Consider the following 16,297-nt stretch of genomic DNA (forward strand, 5'->3'; position numbering starts at 1 on the left):
TCCCGACGAACAACGCCACCGGCGCATCGCGCGCGGTGGCGTTTTTCATCGTGCGGCCCGCCGGGCGATGCGGCTCAGGCGCCCGCTTTCACCGGCCGGCCGTGCCAGCGCAGCACGAGATAGCGCCCGGCGAAGCACAGCACGCCGCAAACGCCGATCGTCACGCCCATCGCGAACGGCGTGCCGTCCGCGAGCGCGCCGATCGCGACGCTCGCCAGCGCGCCGAGCGCGAGCTGCATCGCGCCGAACACGGCCGCCGACGCGCCCGCGTTGTGCGGATAGCGGTGCATCAGGTCGGTCGTGCAGTTCGCGGACAGGATCCCGACCACGCCGACGACGAAGAACAGGCACACGACGATCGACCACAGCCCGCCCCACCCCGTCAGCGCGACGAGCGCGACCGCGAGCGACGCTATGCAGCTCACGAGCGACGCGGCCGCGATGATGCGCAGCGAACCGATGCGGCCGACGAGGCGCGTATTCGCGAAGTTGCCGATCATGATCCCGACGACGTTCAGGCCGAACAGCAGCCCGTAGTGCTGCGGCGACACGTGGAAATACTCGATGTACACGAACGGCGTCGCGGTGATGTACGAGAACATCGACGCGAACGCCATCCCGCCGCACAGCATGTGCCCCCATGCGACGGGGTCGGACAGGATGCGCCCGTACGACGCGAACGACGCGAGCACGGCCGCGCTCTTGCGCCGCTCCTTCGGCCAGGTTTCGGGCACGCGCAAGTACGCGGTCGTCGCGCAGATCGCGCCGAACACGGCCAGCACGACGAACACGCCGCGCCAGCCGGAGAAGCGCAGGATCTGGCCGCCGATCAGCGGCGCGAGCAGCGGCCCGACCGCGGTGACGATCGCGACCATCGACAACACCTTCGCCGCGTCGCTCGGCTCGTGCGCGTCACGCGCGATCGCCCGCGCGAGCACCGACGCGGCACCGGCGCCGAGCGCCTGCAGAAAGCGCACGACGATCAGCATGTCGATCGAACCCGACACGAAGCAGCCGATGCTCGCGAGCGTGAACAGCGCGATCCCGCCGAGCAGCACGGGACGGCGGCCCCACGTGTCGGACAGCGGGCCGTACAGCAGCATGCCGATCGAGAAGCCCGCCATGAAACTGGTCAGCGTGCGCTGCGCGGCGCCGGGGCTCACGGAGAAGCTGCCGGCGATCGACGGCAGGCTCGGCAGGTACATGTCGGTGGCGATCGGCCCGCAGGCCGCGAGCGCGCCGAGCAACAGGATCAGCCGGGCATCGGGCCGGCGCCGGACGACGTGGGACATGGGTATCCGGAATGGGAGCCCGCGCGCATCGGGGCGCGCGTGGCGGTGAAGACGGGAAGCCGCGCCGCAAGCGGCGCGTTCAGGCCCATGATTGTACGCGCAACTTTTTTGCCTGCCTCGGGCCGCGTCCGGCGGCGGGCGCGGCGACGTCCGCGCCTGCCGTTTGCCGGACGAACGCGCGGGCGGATTCGATTAAGCTTGCTGCTGCTTGTTTCTCTTGTCTGACCCATTCGACGTACGACCGAACCGATGACCGCTTTCCTGCTGATCTGGAGCCCCAAGAAATGGCCGTGGCCCGAGTTGCCCGACGTCGCCGCGCGCGTGAAGGCCGGCGAGGCCGTGCATGACGTGTGGGGTTGCGGCTTCGCGCGCGGCATCCTGCCGGGCGACCGCGTGTTCCTGCACCGCGTCGCGAAGGAGCCCAAGGGTGTATTCGGCTCCGGCTACGTGACGCGCGCGCCGTACGAGGTGCCCGATCCGTCGACGAAGCGCGGCTACCGGCTGTGCATCGACTTCGTGTACGACTGGCTGGTCGATGCGCACCAGGACGTCGTGATCGCGCGCGACGCGCTGCGCGTTCACCCGTATTCGGTACAGACCTGGGATGCACAGACGTCCGGCACGTCGATCAAGCCGATGGTCGAAGGTCCGCTCGAAAAGCGCTGGGCCGAGTTGACCGGCAAGCGCAAGCCGCCGCGATAGCCGAAAACCGGGTCGAATCCCGCGCGCCTTTTTCGCCCGACTGATTCCCCCGCGCGCCGAAAGGCCGCAGACCGGCCCGCGGGCCTGCCGCGCGTGTCTCCGGTACAATCGGACGATCGTTCCGCCCAGGCGCCGCGGCCCGTGCACAGGCCTCCGCGCCCTTCTCTCGCAGGTTTCGCCCATGTCCAACAATCAGATCCTCTTCGAACGCGCCCAGAAGACCATTCCCGGCGGCGTCAACTCGCCGGTGCGCGCCTTCCGCTCGGTCGGCGGCACGCCGCGCTTCGTCGCGCGCGCGCAAGGCCCGTATTTCTGGGACGCCGACGGCAAGCAGTACATCGACTACATCGGCTCGTGGGGCCCGATGATCGTCGGCCACGTCCATCCGGAAGTGCTGTCGGCCGTGCAGAACGTGCTCGCCGACGGCTTCTCGTTCGGCGCGCCGACCGAAGCCGAGATCGAGATCGCGGAGGAAATCTGCAAGCTCGTGCCGTCGATCGAGCAGGTGCGGATGGTGTCGAGCGGCACCGAGGCGACGATGAGCGCGCTGCGTCTCGCGCGCGGCTTCACGGGCCGCAGCCGCATCGTCAAGTTCGAAGGCTGCTACCACGGCCACGCGGACAGCCTGCTGGTCAAGGCCGGCTCGGGCCTGCTGACGTTCGGCAACCCGACGTCGGCCGGCGTGCCCGCCGACATCGCGAAACACACGACCGTCCTCGAATACAACAACGTCGCCGCGCTGGAAGAAGCCTTCGGCGCGTTCGGCGACGAGATCGCCGCGGTGATCGTCGAGCCGGTCGCCGGCAACATGAACCTCGTGCGCGGCACGCCCGAATTCCTGAACGCACTGCGCGCGCTGTGCACGAAGCACGGCGCCGTGCTGATCTTCGACGAGGTGATGTGCGGATTCCGCGTCGCGCTCGGCGGCGCGCAGGCGTACTACGGCATCGCGGCCGACCTCACCTGCCTCGGCAAGGTGATCGGCGGCGGGATGCCGGCCGCCGCGTTCGGCGGCCGCCGCGACATCATGGCCCACCTCGCGCCGCTCGGCGGCGTCTACCAGGCCGGCACGCTGTCGGGCAACCCGATCGCGGTCGCCGCGGGCCTGAAGACGCTGCAACTGATCCAGGCGCCCGGCTTCTACGATGCGCTCACCGCGCAGACGAAGCGGCTCGCCGACGGCCTCGCGGCGGAAGCGCGCGCGGCCGGCGTGCCGTTCGCGGCCGACTCGATCGGCGCGATGTTCGGCCTGTACTTCGCCGAGCGCGTGCCGACCAGCTTCGCGGAAGTCACGAAGAGCGACGTCGCGCGCTTCAACCGCTTCTTCCACCTGATGCTCGACGAGGGCGTGTACTTCGCGCCGTCCGCGTACGAAGCCGGCTTCGTATCGAGCACGCACGACGACGCGGTGATCGACGCGACGCTCGCGGCCGCGCGCCGCGCGTTCGCGGCCCTCGCCGCCTGACCCGGGGCCGCGCGCATGTTCTCGGATACCGATTTCGCCCACATGCAGCGCGCGCTCGCGCTCGCCGCGCGCGGCATGTACACGACCGCGCCGAATCCGCGCGTCGGCTGCGTGATCGTCAAGGACGGCGACGTGATCGGCGAAGGCTTCACGCAGCCGGCCGGCCAGGACCACGCGGAAGTCCAGGCGCTGAAGGACGCGCGCTCGCGCGGCTACGACGTCGCGGGCTCGACCGTCTACGTGACGCTCGAACCGTGCAGCCATTTCGGCCGCACGCCGCCGTGCGCGAACGCGCTGATCGACGCGCGCGTCGCGAAGGTGGTCGCGGCGATGGAAGACCCGAACCCGCAGGTGTCGGGGCGCGGCCTCGGAATGCTGCGCGACGCCGGCATCGACGTGCGCTGCGGGCTGCTCGCGCATGAGGCCGGCGAACTGAACATCGGCTTCGTGTCGCGGATGACGCGCGGCCGCCCGTGGGTGCGGATGAAGACCGCCGCGTCGCTCGACGGCCGCACTGCGCTGCCGTCCGGCGAAAGCCAGTGGATCACCGGCGAGGCCGCGCGCCTCGACGGCCACGCGTGGCGCGCCCGCGCGTGCGCGATCCTCACCGGTATCGGCACCGTGCGCGAGGACAATCCGCTGCTGACCGTGCGCGGTATCGACACGCCGCGTCAGCCGCAACGCATCCTGGTGGACAGCCGCCTCGACCTGCCGCTCGACGCGCGGCTGCTCGAAGGCGCGCCGCTGCTGATCTTCTGCGGCCGGCTCGACGCCGCAGGCGAGGTACGCGCGAACGTGCTGAAGTCGCGCGGCGCGGAAATCGTGCCGCTCGCGAATGCGCACGGCAAGGTCGACCTGCCCGCGATGCTGGCGGCGCTCGGCGCGCGCGGCGTCAACGAGCTGCACGTCGAGGCCGGCCACAAGCTGAACGGTTCGCTGCTGCGCGAACGGTGCGTCGACGAATTGCTGGTGTATCTGGCGCCGAGCCTGCTGGGCGCCGACGCGGCCGGCATGTTCGATCTCGCCGCGCCGGCCAGCCTCGATGCGCGTACCCGGTTGTCGTTCCACGGTATCGAGCGGATCGGCGACGATCTGCGGATCCTCGCGCGTATCGCGCCGCCCGACGCCTCTCACTGAACGGAATCGTCACGATGTTTACCGGAATTGTCGCGGCCGTCGGCCGCATCGAATCGATCGCCCCGCTCGGCACGTCGGCCGACGCCGGTGTGCGCCTGACCGTGCAGGCCGGCGGGCTGGATCTGGCCGATGTCGCGCTCGGCGACAGCATCGCGATCCAGGGCGCATGCATGACGGTGATCGAGAAGACCGACACCACGTTCGACGTCGACGTGTCGCGCGAAAGCCTGAACCGGACGGTCGGCCTCGCGCAACCCGGCGAGGTGAACCTCGAGAAGGCGCTGCGCGCGCACGACCGCCTTGGCGGGCATATCGTATCGGGCCATGTGGACGGACTCGGTACCGTGTCGCGCTTCGCGCCCGTCGGCGAGTCGCACGAACTGCGAATCGTCGCGCCGCGCGAACTCGGCCGCTATCTCGCGTACAAGGGCTCGATCACGGTGAACGGCGTGAGCCTGACCGTGAATGCGGTCGACGATCGCGCGGACGGCTGCGAATTCTCGATCAACCTGATTCCGCATACGGTCGACGTCACGACGCTGCGCCACGTGAAGGCCGGCGACAAGGTCAACCTCGAAGTCGACATGATCGCGCGCTATGTGGAGCGGATGCTGTCGGCGTCGCAGGGCGTGCATCAGGACTGACCGGGCAGCGCCGCCGCGTCCTATACAGGGAATGACGGCCGACGGTGCGGCCGGCCGCCGCATCAATCGTCGGCGTCGGCCGAGCAGGCCGCGCCGAGCAGGGATCCCGCCCTACTTCGTGCCGTGCCACTCCGTCGCCGGCCATCCGACACGCTTGCATCGGAATCGCGTTCGGTCGATGGCCGTCGGGCCAGCCGACACCTGGCCGAACAGCCAACGACGCGCACGGGTCATGCCGTCGCGCTAAGATGCGTCGACAGCGGTTTCCACGCCGCCACGCACGACGCGCCGCATCGCGGCCGCGCCTCTTCCCACAGGAGTTCGTCCCCATGTCCATCTCGATGTACCAGGCTTCGCTGCCCGTCCTGATCCGCGGCCTCACCAACCTGCAGCACATCCTCGGCAAGGCGCAGGCGCATGCGGCCGAAAAGCAGATCGACCCGTCGGTATTCATCGGCGCACGCCTCTACCCGGACATGCTGCCGCTCGTCCGTCAGGTCTACATCGCGACCGACACGGCGAAGGGCTGCGCCGCGCGGCTCGCCGGCGCCGAGATCCCGAGCTACCCGGACGTCGAGCAGAGCTTCGACGAGCTGCACGCGCGCATCCAGAAGACGATCGACTACCTGAAAAGCTTCGACGCCGCACAGATCGACGGCAGCGAGACGCGCCAGATCGTGCTGAAGATGCGCGTCGGCCCGATCGAGTTCACCGGCCAGTCGTACCTGCTGAACTTCGTGCTGCCCAACTTCTTCTTCCACGTGACGACCGCGTACGACATCCTGCGCCACAGCGGCGTCGAGCTCGGCAAGCTGGACTACCTCGGCGGGCGCAACGAGCAAGCGTGACGCGCGGCCGGGCAACGCCCGGCCCGCAACCGTCCGCGCCCGCGCGCAGGCCGGCCGCAGCGCTTTCTGGAGCACGCGCGGGCCCCGCGCGGCCCGCGCCAGCCGAAACGCCGTCCGGCTGGCGTAAAATACGCACTTTCCTCTTTCTCGCCCCCTTATGACGCTCGCCTCCACGCTCGACATCATCGCCGAGCTGAAAGCCGGCCGGATGGTGATCCTGGTCGACGAAGAAGACCGCGAAAACGAGGGCGACCTCGTGATCGCCGCCGAATTCGTCACACCGGAAGCGATCAACTTCATGGCCAAGTACGGCCGCGGCCTGGTTTGTCTGACGTTGACGCAGGAACGCTGCAAGCAGCTTCACCTGCCGCTGATGACCTACCGCAACGGCACGCAGTACGGCACCGCGTTCACGGTCAGCATCGAAGCGGCCGAAGGCGTGACGACCGGCATCTCGGCCGCCGACCGGGCGCACACGATCGCCACGGCGGTCGCGCACGACGTGCGCCCCGAGCACATCGTGCAGCCGGGCCACGTGTTCCCGATCATGGCGCAGCCGGGCGGCGTGCTCGTGCGCGCCGGCCACACCGAGGCCGGCTGCGACTTCACCGCGCTCGCGGGCCTCACGCCGGCCGCGGTGATCTGCGAGATCATCAAGGACGACGGCACGATGGCGCGCCTGCCGGACCTGATCGAATTCGCGAAGGAACACAACCTGAAGATCGGCACGATCGCCGACCTGATCCAGTATCGCAGCCGCACCGAATCGATCATCGAGCGGATCGCCGAGCGCACGATGCAGACCGCGCACGGCACGTTCCGCGCGGTGCTGTACCGCGACCAGCCGAGCGGCTCGCCGCACATCGCGCTGGTGCGCGGCGCCCCGTCGCCCGACGTCGATACGCCGGTGCGCGTGCACGAGCCGCTGTCGGTGCTCGACCTGCTCGAAACGGGCGTGTCGACCCACTCGTGGACGCTCGACGCCGCGATGCGCGACATCGCGGAGCGCGACCTCGGCGTGATCGTGCTGCTCAATTGCGGCGATACGAAGGAACACCTGATCGACGTCTTCAAGGCGTTCGACGAGGAAGAAAAGGCCGCTGCGCTCAAGCGCCGGCCGGTCGATTTCAAGACGTTCGGCATCGGCGCGCAGATCCTGCGCGATGTCGGCGTCGGCAAGATGCAGGTGCTGTCGAATCCGCGCAAGCTGGGCAGCATGTCCGGCTACGGCCTCGAAGTCACGGGCTTCATTCCGATGCCCGGCGGCGAAGCCAAGTCCTGCCCGGCGTCCCACGCGTAACCCGCCACGGCGCTTTCGCCCTATAACCGTTCATCCACACCACGGACCAGATCATGGAAATCGGACAATACCAACCGAATCTCGAAGGCGACGGCCTGCGTATCGGCATCGTGCAATCGCGCTTCAACGAACCCGTGTGCAACGGCCTCGCCGACGCGTGCGTCGAAGAACTGGAGCGCCTCGGCGTCACCGGTGAAGACGTGCTGCTCGTGTCGGTGCCCGGCGCGCTGGAAATCCCGCTCGCGCTGCAAAAGCTCGCCGAAAGCGGCCAGTTCGACGCGCTGATCGCGCTCGGCGCGGTGATCCGCGGCGAGACCTACCACTTCGAACTCGTGTCGAACGAGAGCGGCGCGGGCATCACCCGCATCGGCCTCGACTTCAACCTGCCGATCGCGAACGCGGTCCTGACCACCGAAAACGACGAGCAGGCCGTCGCGCGCATGACCGAAAAGGGTCGTGACGCCGCACGCGTCGCCGTCGAGATGGCCAACCTGACGATGGCGCTCGACCAGCTCGGCGACGACGAGGACGAAGAGGAAGACGAAGACGACGAAGAGGAGCGCGCATGAAGAAGAGCGCCCGCCGACAATCGCGCGAGCTGGCGACGCAGGGCCTGTATCAGTGGCTGCTGTCGAACGCGCCCTCCGGCGAGATCGACGCGCAACTGCGCGGCGCGCTCGGTTACGACAAGGCTGACAAGGAACTGCTCGAAGCGATCCTGCACGGCGTGATCCGCGAGCATGCGACGCTCGTCGAAGCGCTGGCGCCGTCGCTGGACCGTCCGATCGATCAGCTGTCGCCGGTCGAACGCGCGGTGCTGCTGATCGCGACGTTCGAGCTCACGCACCACGTCGAAACGCCGTACCGCGTGATCATCAACGAAGCCGTCGAACTCGCGAAGACGTTCGGCGGCTCCGACGGCTACAAGTACGTGAACGGCGTGCTCGACAAGCTGGCCGCGAAGCTGCGCCCCGCCGAAACGCAGGCGCGTCGCAACGGCTGATACCGTTGGTTGGTCCACGGGCGCGCAAGCGCCCGTTTTTCATTCCTTTCTCCCTCCGCCCTGCCCGCCGATGAATACCACCGCCGATTCGCTCGTCACGCTCGCCGCACGCGTCGACGCGATCCAGCCCTTTCATGTGATGGAACTGATGAAGGAGGCACAGCGGCTCGAGTCCTTGGGGCGCGATGTTATCCACATGGGCATCGGCGAGCCCGATTTCACCGCGCCGGAGCCGGTGGTCGAGGCCGCGGCGGCCGCGCTGCGCCGCGGCGTCACGCAATACACGAGCGCGCTCGGGATTGCGCCGCTGCGCGAGGCGATCGCCGCGCACTATGCACACGCGTACGGCCTCACGATCAGCCCCGAGCGGATCGTCGTGACGGCCGGCGCATCGGCCGCGCTGCTGCTCGCGTGCCTCGCGCTGGTCGGCCGCGACGACGAAGTGCTGATGCCCGACCCGTCATACCCGTGCAACCGGCACTTCGTCGCGGCGGCCGAAGGCCGTCCGGTGCTCGTGCCGAGCGGCCCGGACGCGCGCTTCCAGCTCACCGAGCACGACGTCCGCACGCACTGGAACGAGCGCACGCGCGGCGTGCTGCTCGCGTCGCCGTCGAACCCGACCGGCACGTCGCTCGAACCGGACGAACTGAAGCGGATCGTCGAAGCAGTGCGCGCACGCGGCGGCTTCACGATCGTCGACGAGATCTACCAGGGGCTCAGCTACGATGCCGCCCCCGTGTCGGCGCTGTCATTCGGCGACGACGTGATCACCGTGAACAGCTTCTCGAAGTATTTCAGCATGACCGGCTGGCGGCTCGGCTGGCTCGTCGTGCCGCCCGCCCTCGTCGGCACGTTCGAGAAGCTGTCGCAGAACCTGTTCATCTGTCCGTCCGCCCTCGCGCAACACGCGGCGCTCGCCTGCTTCGAACCGGCCACGCTCGACATCTACGAAACGCGCCGGCTCGAATTCAAGCGCCGCCGCGATTTCATCGCACCGGCGCTCGAGCGGCTCGGCTTTACGGTGCCGGTGATGCCGGACGGCGCGTTCTATGTATATGCGCATTGCGGCGGCGTCGCCCACCCGGCGGCCGGCGACAGCGCCGCGCTCACGCAGGCGATGCTGCACGACGCAGGCGTGGTGCTGGTGCCGGGCATGGACTTCGGCGTCCATGCCCCGCGCGACTATATCCGCCTGTCCTATGCGACGGCCTACTCGCGGCTCGAAGAGGCCGTCGACCGGCTCGCGACGCTGTTCGGCCAGCATTGACGCCGCGGCCGGCACGCCGGCCGCTTCCCGCACCGCAAAAGAAAAAGGCACCCGAATCGGGTGCCTTTTCTTCATCTGCGCTTCATCTGCGCCAGCCGGAGCCGCACGGAACGCGACGTTACGCGCCGAGCTCCGAATGATCGCCGTGCGACTGCTTCGCGGTATCGACGCTCGCGTCGTCCTGCGGGGCCGCTTCCTTCGGCGCTGCCTTGACCGTCGTCGCGCCGTCGAGCGTCGCATGCACGCGCTTCGCGCCGCCTGCCGCGGCCGTCACGGCTGCGGCGGTGACAATCGGCTTCGCGGGTTGCGCGGGCGCCTGCGGTGCGTTGATCGGCACGCTGCGGCCACGCGCGACGTCGCGCAGGCGGCCGCGCTCGGCCATCACCTTCGAACCGTAGCCGTTGTCGTCGGGATTCGTCGAGCCGTTGTACAGGCGCAGGCCGTTCGCGAGCGAGCCGCCGCGCGCGATGCAGTCCTTCAGCACGAGTGCGCCGACCTGCAGGTTCGCGAGCGGTTGCAGTGCGGTGTCGGTGCCGCCGAAATACTCGAACTTGTCGGAATGGACCTTCGACATCACCTGCATCAGGCCCTTCGCGCCGACGCCGCTTTCAGCGTACGGGTTGAAGCCCGACTCGATCGCCATCACGGACAGCAGCAGCAGCGGATCGAGGCCGACGTCACGACCGGTCTGGAACGCCGCCTTGACGAGCTGGCCGAGCGGCTCCTGGGCGACGCGGTAACGGCGCGACAAATACGTGGCGACGAGCGCCTGTTCGCGGTTCGACGCGAGCGCGCGATCGTCGCGGGCATCGGCCGCCACGCGCTGGATCGGAATCAGCTTGGCCAGTGCGACCGGCGACGGACCGTTGCGGGCCGGATCGGACGCATCACCCTGGACGCCTTGCGCGGTGGCTTCCGGTGCGACATCGAGGCCGACCGCAAGCGCATCCGTTTCGGGCGCGTCGTCCTGCTGCGGCTGCGCACCGGCAGGCGCGAAGTTCGGCAGCGGATGGCCGGACAGCAGACGGGCCGGACCGGCCTGCACGGCCGCGGATACGACCGGCATCAGCTTCGCGGCGAGCGTGCCGCGGACGGTTGGCAGCAGCCACAGTGCAAGCGCAACCGCGACAGCGAGACAGCCGACAACGCTGAATAGATGGTGACTGACACGCGTCCCGCGACGCAGCAAGTTGCGCACGATTTGCGCATGCTGCTCAGTGGGACGCCACGATAACCAAGCGTTCATTCAGATCATCTCCCATGAACATGACTCGTGCGGCTCGCTCAGCTCGATGGCGAGACAGAAAACGCGCCGCGGAATCACGACGCCGCACGCCTTGGTTGGGACGCGCAAGCATCGGGGAAACGGTATAAGTACCGTTCGAGGCCACGGTGTAAGAGGGCCGGCGCCTTCGCACACTGGGCGAGGCGGGCATACGCGGTGGCACCCACGCAAAAAACCAGCGTCTGGTGGCGCTGGCTGGGACTACGACAAAAGCCGTCGAAGACGCCGTGCAGGATTCGGCGGACGGTGACGCGCTGCGTCAAAGATCGGTGATTGGCGGCTCGAAGCCTTTTACCCTGCAACCAATGTGAGCGGATTCTAGCAGGGTTTTATAGATCGTCAACACTATAAAACCTCGAAATTATAACAAAAAGTAATTTAAAACCCCTCTTCAGAACGCAAGCCCCGTGCCGTAGGGGGTTTGCGCGCGGTCGACTTTTTTCTCCGCCGGGCGGTCGTGCGGCTGCCCGGGTAAAATCGTCGGTCGATTCGGGGTCGCAGCCGGCCGCTGCGCCCGCCCATCGCTGCCCGTGCATACGGGCGGCCCGGACCTTCTTCATGAAATACAAAGACTTACGCGATTTCATTCAGCGCCTCGAGGCGCTCGGCGAACTGCGGCGCGTCACGCAGCCCGTGTCGCCCGTGCTCGAAATGACCGAGCTGTGCGACCGCGTGCTGCGCGCCGGCGGCCCCGCGCTGCTGTTCAACGCGCCGCCCGGCAACGCATTCCCGGTGCTCGGCAACCTGTTCGGCACGCCGCGCCGCGTCGCGCTCGGGATGGGCGTCGATGCGGGCGACGATGCCGCGCTCGGCTCGCTGCGCGACCTCGGGCGCCTGCTGTCCGCGCTGAAGGAGCCCGATCCGCCGAAGAGCCTGAAGGATGCCGGCAAGCTGCTGTCGCTCGCGAAGGCGGTGTGGGACATGGCGCCGAAGTCGGTGTCGTCGCCGCCGTGCCAGGAGATCGTCTGGGAAGGCGCGGACGTCGACCTGAACAAGCTGCCGATCCAGACCTGCTGGCCCGGCGATGCGGGGCCGCTCGTCACGTGGGGCCTGACGGTCACGCGCGGGCCGAACAAGTCGCGCCAGAACCTCGGCATCTACCGCCAGCAGTTGATCGGCCGCAACAAGCTGATCATGCGCTGGCTCGCGCACCGCGGCGGCGCGCTCGATTTCCGCGAGTTCGCGCTGCAGAATCCGGGCAAGCCGTATCCGGTCGCGGTCGTGCTCGGCGCCGATCCGGCCACCACGCTCGGCGCGGTGACGCCGGTGCCCGATTCGCTGTCCGAGTATCAGTTCGCCGGCCTGCTGCGCGGCAGTCGCACGGAGCTCGCGAAGTGCCTGACGCCCGGCGTCGACACGCTGCAGGTGCCCGCGCGCGCGGAGATCGTGCTCGAAGGCTTCATTCATCCGCAGGACGGCGCCCCTGCCCCCGCTCCGGCCGGCGCGCCGCCGCGCCCGGCCGGCAACGCGGCGGCCGCGTACGAGCACGCGCTCGAAGGGCCGTACGGCGACCACACCGGCTATTACAACGAGCAGGAGTGGTTTCCGGTGTTCACCGTCGAGCGCATCACGATGCGCCGCGACGCGATCTACCATTCGACCTACACGGGCAAGCCGCCCGACGAACCCGCGGTGCTCGGCGTCGCGCTCAACGAGGTGTTCGTGCCGCTGCTGCAGAAGCAGTTCACGGAAATCACCGACTTCTACCTGCCGCCCGAAGGCTGCAGCTACCGGATGGCCATCGTCCAGATGAAGAAGAGCTACGCGGGCCATGCCAAGCGCGTGATGTTCGGCGTGTGGAGCTTCCTGCGGCAGTTCATGTATACGAAGTTCATCGTGGTCGTCGACGAGGACGTGAACATCCGCGACTGGAAGGAAGTGATCTGGGCGATCACGACGCGCGTCGACCCCGTGCGCGACACTGTGATGGTCGACAGCACGCCGATCGATTATCTCGACTTCGCGTCGCCGGTGGCCGGACTCGGCTCGAAGATGGGGCTCGACGCGACCAACAAGTGGCCGGGCGAAACCAGCCGCGAATGGGGCCGCCCGATCGAGATGGACGCGGCCGTGAAGGCGCGTGTCGACCGGCTGTGGCAGGAGATCGGCCTCTGACGCCAGGCGGCCGGCGCCCGCCGGCTCGCGCATCGCAATCGCCGCAAGCACCCAGAAGATGAGCTTTCCGCCCGCGTCCATGCTGTCCGACGGATTCTTTCTGTCGCTATCGTTGTGTCTCGACATCGGCCTCGTGAACGTCGCGATGCTGTCGCTCACGCTATCGCACGGCTTCCGGCCGGGCTTCTGGCTCGGCCTCGGGTCGTGCGTCGGCGATCTCGTCTATGCGGCGCTCGCGCTCGCGGGAATGGCCGTGCTGCTGCAGTTCGAACCCGTGCGCTGGATCGTGTGGATCGGCGGCGGCGCGGTGCTGCTGTTCCTCACGTGGAAGATGGCGCGTGAAGCGCTGACGCCGGTCAAGGCGGCTGGCGACGAAGCAGACGACGCCCCCCAGCCGCGGGCGAGCGCGCGGCGCAGCTTTCTGCGCGGGATGCTGCTCGCGATGTCGTCGCCGAGCGCGATCCTGTGGTTCGCGGCGGTCGGCGGCGCGCTGATCGCGAAAGCCGGTGCGACCACCCCGGCGACCGCGTCGGTGTTCCTGTCGGGCTTCTTCCTCGGCGGCCTCGCATGGACGCTGTTCATGTGCACGCTCGCGAGCCAGGGCCGCAAGCGCGCGGGCGCCGGGCTGATGCGGGCCTGCCACATCGCGTCCGCGCTGCTGTTCGCGTACTTCTCGTACAGCGTGATCGTCGGCGGCTACCGCGACCTGATCGTGCACGCGGTGTAATCGCGGCCGCCCTGCGCGAGCCGGGCACGGTATCGCCGCCCCCAAAGAAAAACGGCGCAGCGCCCCTCGCGGGACGTTGCGCCGTTTTGCCACGCGCGGTCAGGCCGCGCGGGACGAATCAGCGACGCCAGTAGCCGTGGTGGCCCCAGCCGCCATAACCATGGCGCCAGTACGGGCGACCGTAGTAACCGCCGACGACCACGGCGGGCGGCGGCGCATAGTAGGCCGGCGCGGGCGCGTAGTACACGGGCGGAGGCGGCGGCGCGTAGTACACGGGCGGCGGCGGTGCATAGACGGGATACGCGGGTGCGACCGGGATACCGATGCCGACCCCGATCGACACGTGAGCCTGCGCGGCGCTTGCGGCACCCAGGCCCAGCGCGGCGGCGGCGATGAACGGAATGAGCTTTTTCACTTCGATTCTCCTGCTGGAGCGGTATTTTAGGCGCTCCTGTCGGCAACGGCGGACATGCACGTCGCATGCAAGCAATGTAGCGAAAACCCGCCCCGCGCGTATCGTGCATTTGTTGCAAATTGCAATTGCACGCGGCCGGAGCCGCCGCGCGGCGCGGCGCCCGGTGCGGGCGATGACCCTTGCGGGTCGCGCGATTCCGTCCGAGGAGTCGGGTCGCAACACGACGGCCGGTCAGTCTTACCGGATCCGGCGCGTGCAACCGGCCGGCATGCGTAATGAACGATTACAAATTCGAGACAAGATGCCGACGTTTCAAGCGGGAGGCAGGCGCGTGGCATTTCGGGGTCGGATTCCATGATGCTGACGCCGCTGCGATACCGGCCGTCGGCCTGCGTACAGATCGCCGCGCCTACCGGTAATTCATACATGCGACCGCTCCGCAACCGGCCTTCCACGACACCGCCGTCATTCCTGCGATACTGGCGGTTGCTTCGTTTTTGCTTACATCCGCTGCCATGCCCCTTCCGGACCCACCCCGCCTCGGCTTCATCGGCGCCGGCCGCCTCGCGCGCTGTGTCGCGCAGCGCTTCGCGCAGGCCGGCTTCCCGGTCGTCGCGATCGCGAGCCGCACGCCCGCGTCGGCCGCCGGCCTCGCCGCGCGCATCGACGGCTGCCGCGCGGTCGACACCGCGCAGCAGGTGGTCGACGCCGCCGACCTGATCTTCCTGACGACGCCCGACGATCATCTCGCGTCGAGCGCCGCCGCACTGCGCTTCGACGCATCGCGCGCCGCCAGTCAGGCGCTCGTCCATTGCAGCGGCGCGTCGGCGGTCGCGCTGCTCGATCCGGCGAAGCAGCAAGGCGCGGCCATCGGCGGCTTTCATCCGCTCTATCTGTTCGGCGGCACCGACGCCGACCTCGCGCGCATCGACGGCTGCTCGGTCACGATCGAAGCGGACGGCGCGCTGCACGCGGCGCTGATGCGACTTGCCGCCGCACTCGGCTGCCATCCGCTGTCGATCCCGGCCGGCGGCCGGATGCTGTATCACGCGGCCGCGCACTACGCGGCGAGCTTCGCGCTGTGCGGGCTGTCGGAAGCGGTCGAGCTGTGGCGCGGCCTCGGGTTCGACGAGGACGCCGCGCTGCGTGCGCTGTTGCCGATGCTCGCCGGCACGATCGAGACCGCGCGCGACAAGGGGCTCGCGAATGCGCTGTCGGGCCCGGTGTCGCGCGGCGACACGGGCATCGTCGAGCGCCAGCTCGCGCTGCTCGAGGCGCGCGGCGGCGATCACGCGGCGCTGTATGCGCTGCTGACGCGCCGCGCGGTCGCGCTCGCGGCGAAGCGCGCGACGCCGCCGGCGTCGTTGCCGGCGCTGGCCGAAGCCGTCGAAACCTCGCTCGCACGGGTGGCCGCGCGCCCCTCCCCGTCGCGCGACGAGGCGTGATAAGGTGTCGGCCGATGCGCCGCCAACCGGCGTTGGCGGCCGCACGCTACTGACTGTATAAAAAGGATGCCAACGATGTTCGGCGAGATCGCCCGTTTTCTGCTCAATACCGTCTTCACGCTATTCGGCGCCGCGCTGATCCTGCGCGTCTGGATGCAGGCCGTCCGCGTGCCGCCGTACAACCCCGTCACGCAAGCCGTGCTGCAGGCGACCAACTGGCTCGTGCTGCCGCTGCGCCGCGTGATCGCGGGCGTACGCGGCATCGACTGGGCCAGCGTCGTCGCCGCGCTGCTCACCGCGCTCGTCTACGTCGTGCTGATGGTCGTGATGGCCGGCTTCGATCCGGCCGCCGTGATCGCGACGCTCGTCGTGGTCGCGCTGCTCACCGTCGTGAAGTGGGCGCTCAACCTCGTGATCTGGATGACGATCCTGATGGCGCTGCTGTCGTGGCTCAACCCGCGCTCGCCGGCGATGCCGATCCTCTACCAGCTCACCGCGCCGTTCCTGAACCCGCTGCGCCGCGTGATCCCGAATCTCGGCGGCATCGACCTGTCGCCGATCCTGCTGTTCGTGATCGTGCAGGTGCTGCTGATGATCGTCACGCGCGCCGCCGTGTCGCTGACGATGTTCGGCATCTGATCGGCGCGGCGCC

General features: G+C 68.7%; 16 protein-coding genes. 13 read left to right on the forward strand and 3 right to left on the reverse strand.

Features of this window, described 5'->3' with window-relative positions; all coding sequences use genetic code 11:
* Window positions 1-74: 74 nt before the first annotated feature.
* A complete protein-coding gene (locus H0X91_RS22605; RefSeq protein WP_006496598.1) occupies window positions 75-1,292 on the reverse strand; it encodes a Bcr/CflA family multidrug efflux MFS transporter in 1,218 nt (405 codons plus the stop codon).
* 249 nt (window positions 1,293-1,541) lie between these two features.
* On the opposite strand from H0X91_RS22605, the gene H0X91_RS22610 reads away from it, so the two are divergent.
* The 9 genes from H0X91_RS22610 to H0X91_RS22650 all read left to right on the forward strand — a co-directional run bounded on the left by H0X91_RS22610 (window position 1,542) and on the right by H0X91_RS22650 (window position 9,658).
* Window positions 1,542-1,994 carry a hypothetical protein gene (locus tag H0X91_RS22610; RefSeq protein ID WP_006484248.1) on the forward strand — a complete coding sequence of 151 codons (453 nt, stop codon included), beginning with the start codon at window positions 1,542-1,544 and terminating at the stop codon, window positions 1,992-1,994.
* A gap of 181 nt (window positions 1,995-2,175) precedes the next feature.
* The gene (gene hemL / locus H0X91_RS22615) at window positions 2,176-3,459 is read left to right on the forward strand and encodes a glutamate-1-semialdehyde 2,1-aminomutase (RefSeq protein WP_006496599.1); all 1,284 of its coding nucleotides are present in this window, start codon (window positions 2,176-2,178) and stop codon (window positions 3,457-3,459) included.
* A 15-nt stretch (window positions 3,460-3,474) separates the two neighbouring features.
* Complete coding sequence (ribD, locus tag H0X91_RS22620) at window positions 3,475-4,596, forward strand: bifunctional diaminohydroxyphosphoribosylaminopyrimidine deaminase/5-amino-6-(5-phosphoribosylamino)uracil reductase RibD (RefSeq protein ID WP_006484247.1); 1,122 nt, start codon at window positions 3,475-3,477, stop codon at window positions 4,594-4,596.
* A 14-nt stretch (window positions 4,597-4,610) separates the two neighbouring features.
* Complete coding sequence (locus H0X91_RS22625) at window positions 4,611-5,240, forward strand: riboflavin synthase (protein WP_006484245.1); 630 nt, start codon at window positions 4,611-4,613, stop codon at window positions 5,238-5,240.
* Window positions 5,241-5,569: 329 nt separating this feature from the next.
* Window positions 5,570-6,088: a DUF1993 domain-containing protein gene (locus H0X91_RS22630; protein WP_006484244.1), complete on the forward strand. Its 519-nt coding sequence runs from the start codon at window positions 5,570-5,572 to the stop codon at window positions 6,086-6,088.
* A gap of 157 nt (window positions 6,089-6,245) precedes the next feature.
* On the forward strand, window positions 6,246-7,388 hold the full coding sequence (gene ribBA / locus H0X91_RS22635; RefSeq protein WP_006496602.1) for a bifunctional 3,4-dihydroxy-2-butanone-4-phosphate synthase/GTP cyclohydrolase II: 1,143 nt from the start codon (window positions 6,246-6,248) through the stop codon (window positions 7,386-7,388).
* A gap of 53 nt (window positions 7,389-7,441) precedes the next feature.
* Window positions 7,442-7,957 (forward strand): 6,7-dimethyl-8-ribityllumazine synthase, encoded by a 516-nt coding sequence (ribH, locus tag H0X91_RS22640; protein ID WP_006476661.1) that lies wholly within the window; start codon window positions 7,442-7,444, stop codon window positions 7,955-7,957.
* Window positions 7,954-8,391: a transcription antitermination factor NusB gene (gene nusB, locus H0X91_RS22645; RefSeq protein WP_006476662.1), complete on the forward strand. Its 438-nt coding sequence runs from the start codon at window positions 7,954-7,956 to the stop codon at window positions 8,389-8,391. The genes ribH and nusB overlap by 4 nt, the downstream gene beginning before the upstream one ends.
* Before the next feature lie 70 nt (window positions 8,392-8,461).
* Complete coding sequence (locus H0X91_RS22650) at window positions 8,462-9,658, forward strand: pyridoxal phosphate-dependent aminotransferase (protein ID WP_058902060.1); 1,197 nt, start codon at window positions 8,462-8,464, stop codon at window positions 9,656-9,658.
* 118 nt (window positions 9,659-9,776) lie between these two features.
* On the opposite strand, the gene H0X91_RS22655 is transcribed toward H0X91_RS22650, so the two are convergent.
* The gene (locus tag H0X91_RS22655; protein ID WP_006496604.1) at window positions 9,777-10,904 is read right to left on the reverse strand and encodes a lytic transglycosylase domain-containing protein; all 1,128 of its coding nucleotides are present in this window, start codon (window positions 10,902-10,904) and stop codon (window positions 9,777-9,779) included.
* A 597-nt stretch (window positions 10,905-11,501) separates the two neighbouring features.
* On the opposite strand from H0X91_RS22655, the gene H0X91_RS22660 reads away from it, so the two are divergent.
* Both H0X91_RS22660 and H0X91_RS22665 read left to right on the forward strand, forming a co-directional pair.
* Window positions 11,502-13,058 (forward strand): UbiD family decarboxylase, encoded by a 1,557-nt coding sequence (locus H0X91_RS22660; RefSeq protein ID WP_058901927.1) that lies wholly within the window; start codon window positions 11,502-11,504, stop codon window positions 13,056-13,058.
* Between the two features lie 58 nt (window positions 13,059-13,116).
* Entirely contained in the window at window positions 13,117-13,785 is a 669-nt protein-coding gene (locus H0X91_RS22665; protein WP_048985380.1) for a LysE family translocator, read from the forward strand.
* A 118-nt stretch (window positions 13,786-13,903) separates the two neighbouring features.
* On the opposite strand, the gene H0X91_RS22670 is transcribed toward H0X91_RS22665, so the two are convergent.
* Window positions 13,904-14,200, reverse strand: coding sequence for a hypothetical protein (locus tag H0X91_RS22670; RefSeq protein WP_006488565.1), 297 nt, complete (start codon window positions 14,198-14,200; stop codon window positions 13,904-13,906).
* 515 nt (window positions 14,201-14,715) lie between these two features.
* Between H0X91_RS22670 and H0X91_RS22675 the strand changes: the two genes are divergently transcribed.
* Window positions 14,716-15,645 carry a Rossmann-like and DUF2520 domain-containing protein gene (locus tag H0X91_RS22675; RefSeq protein WP_006496606.1) on the forward strand — a complete coding sequence of 310 codons (930 nt, stop codon included), beginning with the start codon at window positions 14,716-14,718 and terminating at the stop codon, window positions 15,643-15,645.
* A 75-nt stretch (window positions 15,646-15,720) separates the two neighbouring features.
* Window positions 15,721-16,284, forward strand: a complete 564-nt coding sequence (locus H0X91_RS22680; RefSeq protein WP_006488584.1) for a YggT family protein — start codon at window positions 15,721-15,723, stop codon at window positions 16,282-16,284.
* Window positions 16,285-16,297 lie beyond the last annotated feature (13 nt).

Source organism: Burkholderia sp. 9777_1386 (assembly GCF_015712265.1).
Lineage (GTDB): Bacteria > Pseudomonadota > Gammaproteobacteria > Burkholderiales > Burkholderiaceae > Burkholderia > Burkholderia cenocepacia.

Excerpts from the sequence above, each read along its gene's own strand:
- nusB (WP_006476662.1), top strand. The coding sequence starts at position 7,954 with ATGAAGAAGAGCGCCCGCCGACAATCGCGCGAGCTGGCGACGCAGGGC.
- H0X91_RS22610 (WP_006484248.1), top strand. The coding sequence starts at position 1,542 with ATGACCGCTTTCCTGCTGATCTGGAGCCCCAAGAAATGGCCGTGGCCC.
- H0X91_RS22605 (WP_006496598.1), bottom strand. The coding sequence starts at position 1,292 with ATGTCCCACGTCGTCCGGCGCCGGCCCGATGCCCGGCTGATCCTGTTG.
- H0X91_RS22675 (WP_006496606.1), top strand. The coding sequence starts at position 14,716 with ATGCCCCTTCCGGACCCACCCCGCCTCGGCTTCATCGGCGCCGGCCGC.
- H0X91_RS22650 (WP_058902060.1), top strand. The coding sequence starts at position 8,462 with ATGAATACCACCGCCGATTCGCTCGTCACGCTCGCCGCACGCGTCGAC.
- H0X91_RS22625 (WP_006484245.1), top strand. The coding sequence starts at position 4,611 with ATGTTTACCGGAATTGTCGCGGCCGTCGGCCGCATCGAATCGATCGCC.
- H0X91_RS22680 (WP_006488584.1), top strand. The coding sequence starts at position 15,721 with ATGTTCGGCGAGATCGCCCGTTTTCTGCTCAATACCGTCTTCACGCTA.
- H0X91_RS22665 (WP_048985380.1), top strand. The coding sequence starts at position 13,117 with ATGAGCTTTCCGCCCGCGTCCATGCTGTCCGACGGATTCTTTCTGTCG.
- ribH (WP_006476661.1), top strand. The coding sequence starts at position 7,442 with ATGGAAATCGGACAATACCAACCGAATCTCGAAGGCGACGGCCTGCGT.
- H0X91_RS22630 (WP_006484244.1), top strand. The coding sequence starts at position 5,570 with ATGTCCATCTCGATGTACCAGGCTTCGCTGCCCGTCCTGATCCGCGGC.
- ribBA (WP_006496602.1), top strand. The coding sequence starts at position 6,246 with ATGACGCTCGCCTCCACGCTCGACATCATCGCCGAGCTGAAAGCCGGC.
- H0X91_RS22655 (WP_006496604.1), bottom strand. The coding sequence starts at position 10,904 with ATGAACGCTTGGTTATCGTGGCGTCCCACTGAGCAGCATGCGCAAATC.
- H0X91_RS22660 (WP_058901927.1), top strand. The coding sequence starts at position 11,502 with ATGAAATACAAAGACTTACGCGATTTCATTCAGCGCCTCGAGGCGCTC.
- ribD (WP_006484247.1), top strand. The coding sequence starts at position 3,475 with ATGTTCTCGGATACCGATTTCGCCCACATGCAGCGCGCGCTCGCGCTC.
- hemL (WP_006496599.1), top strand. The coding sequence starts at position 2,176 with ATGTCCAACAATCAGATCCTCTTCGAACGCGCCCAGAAGACCATTCCC.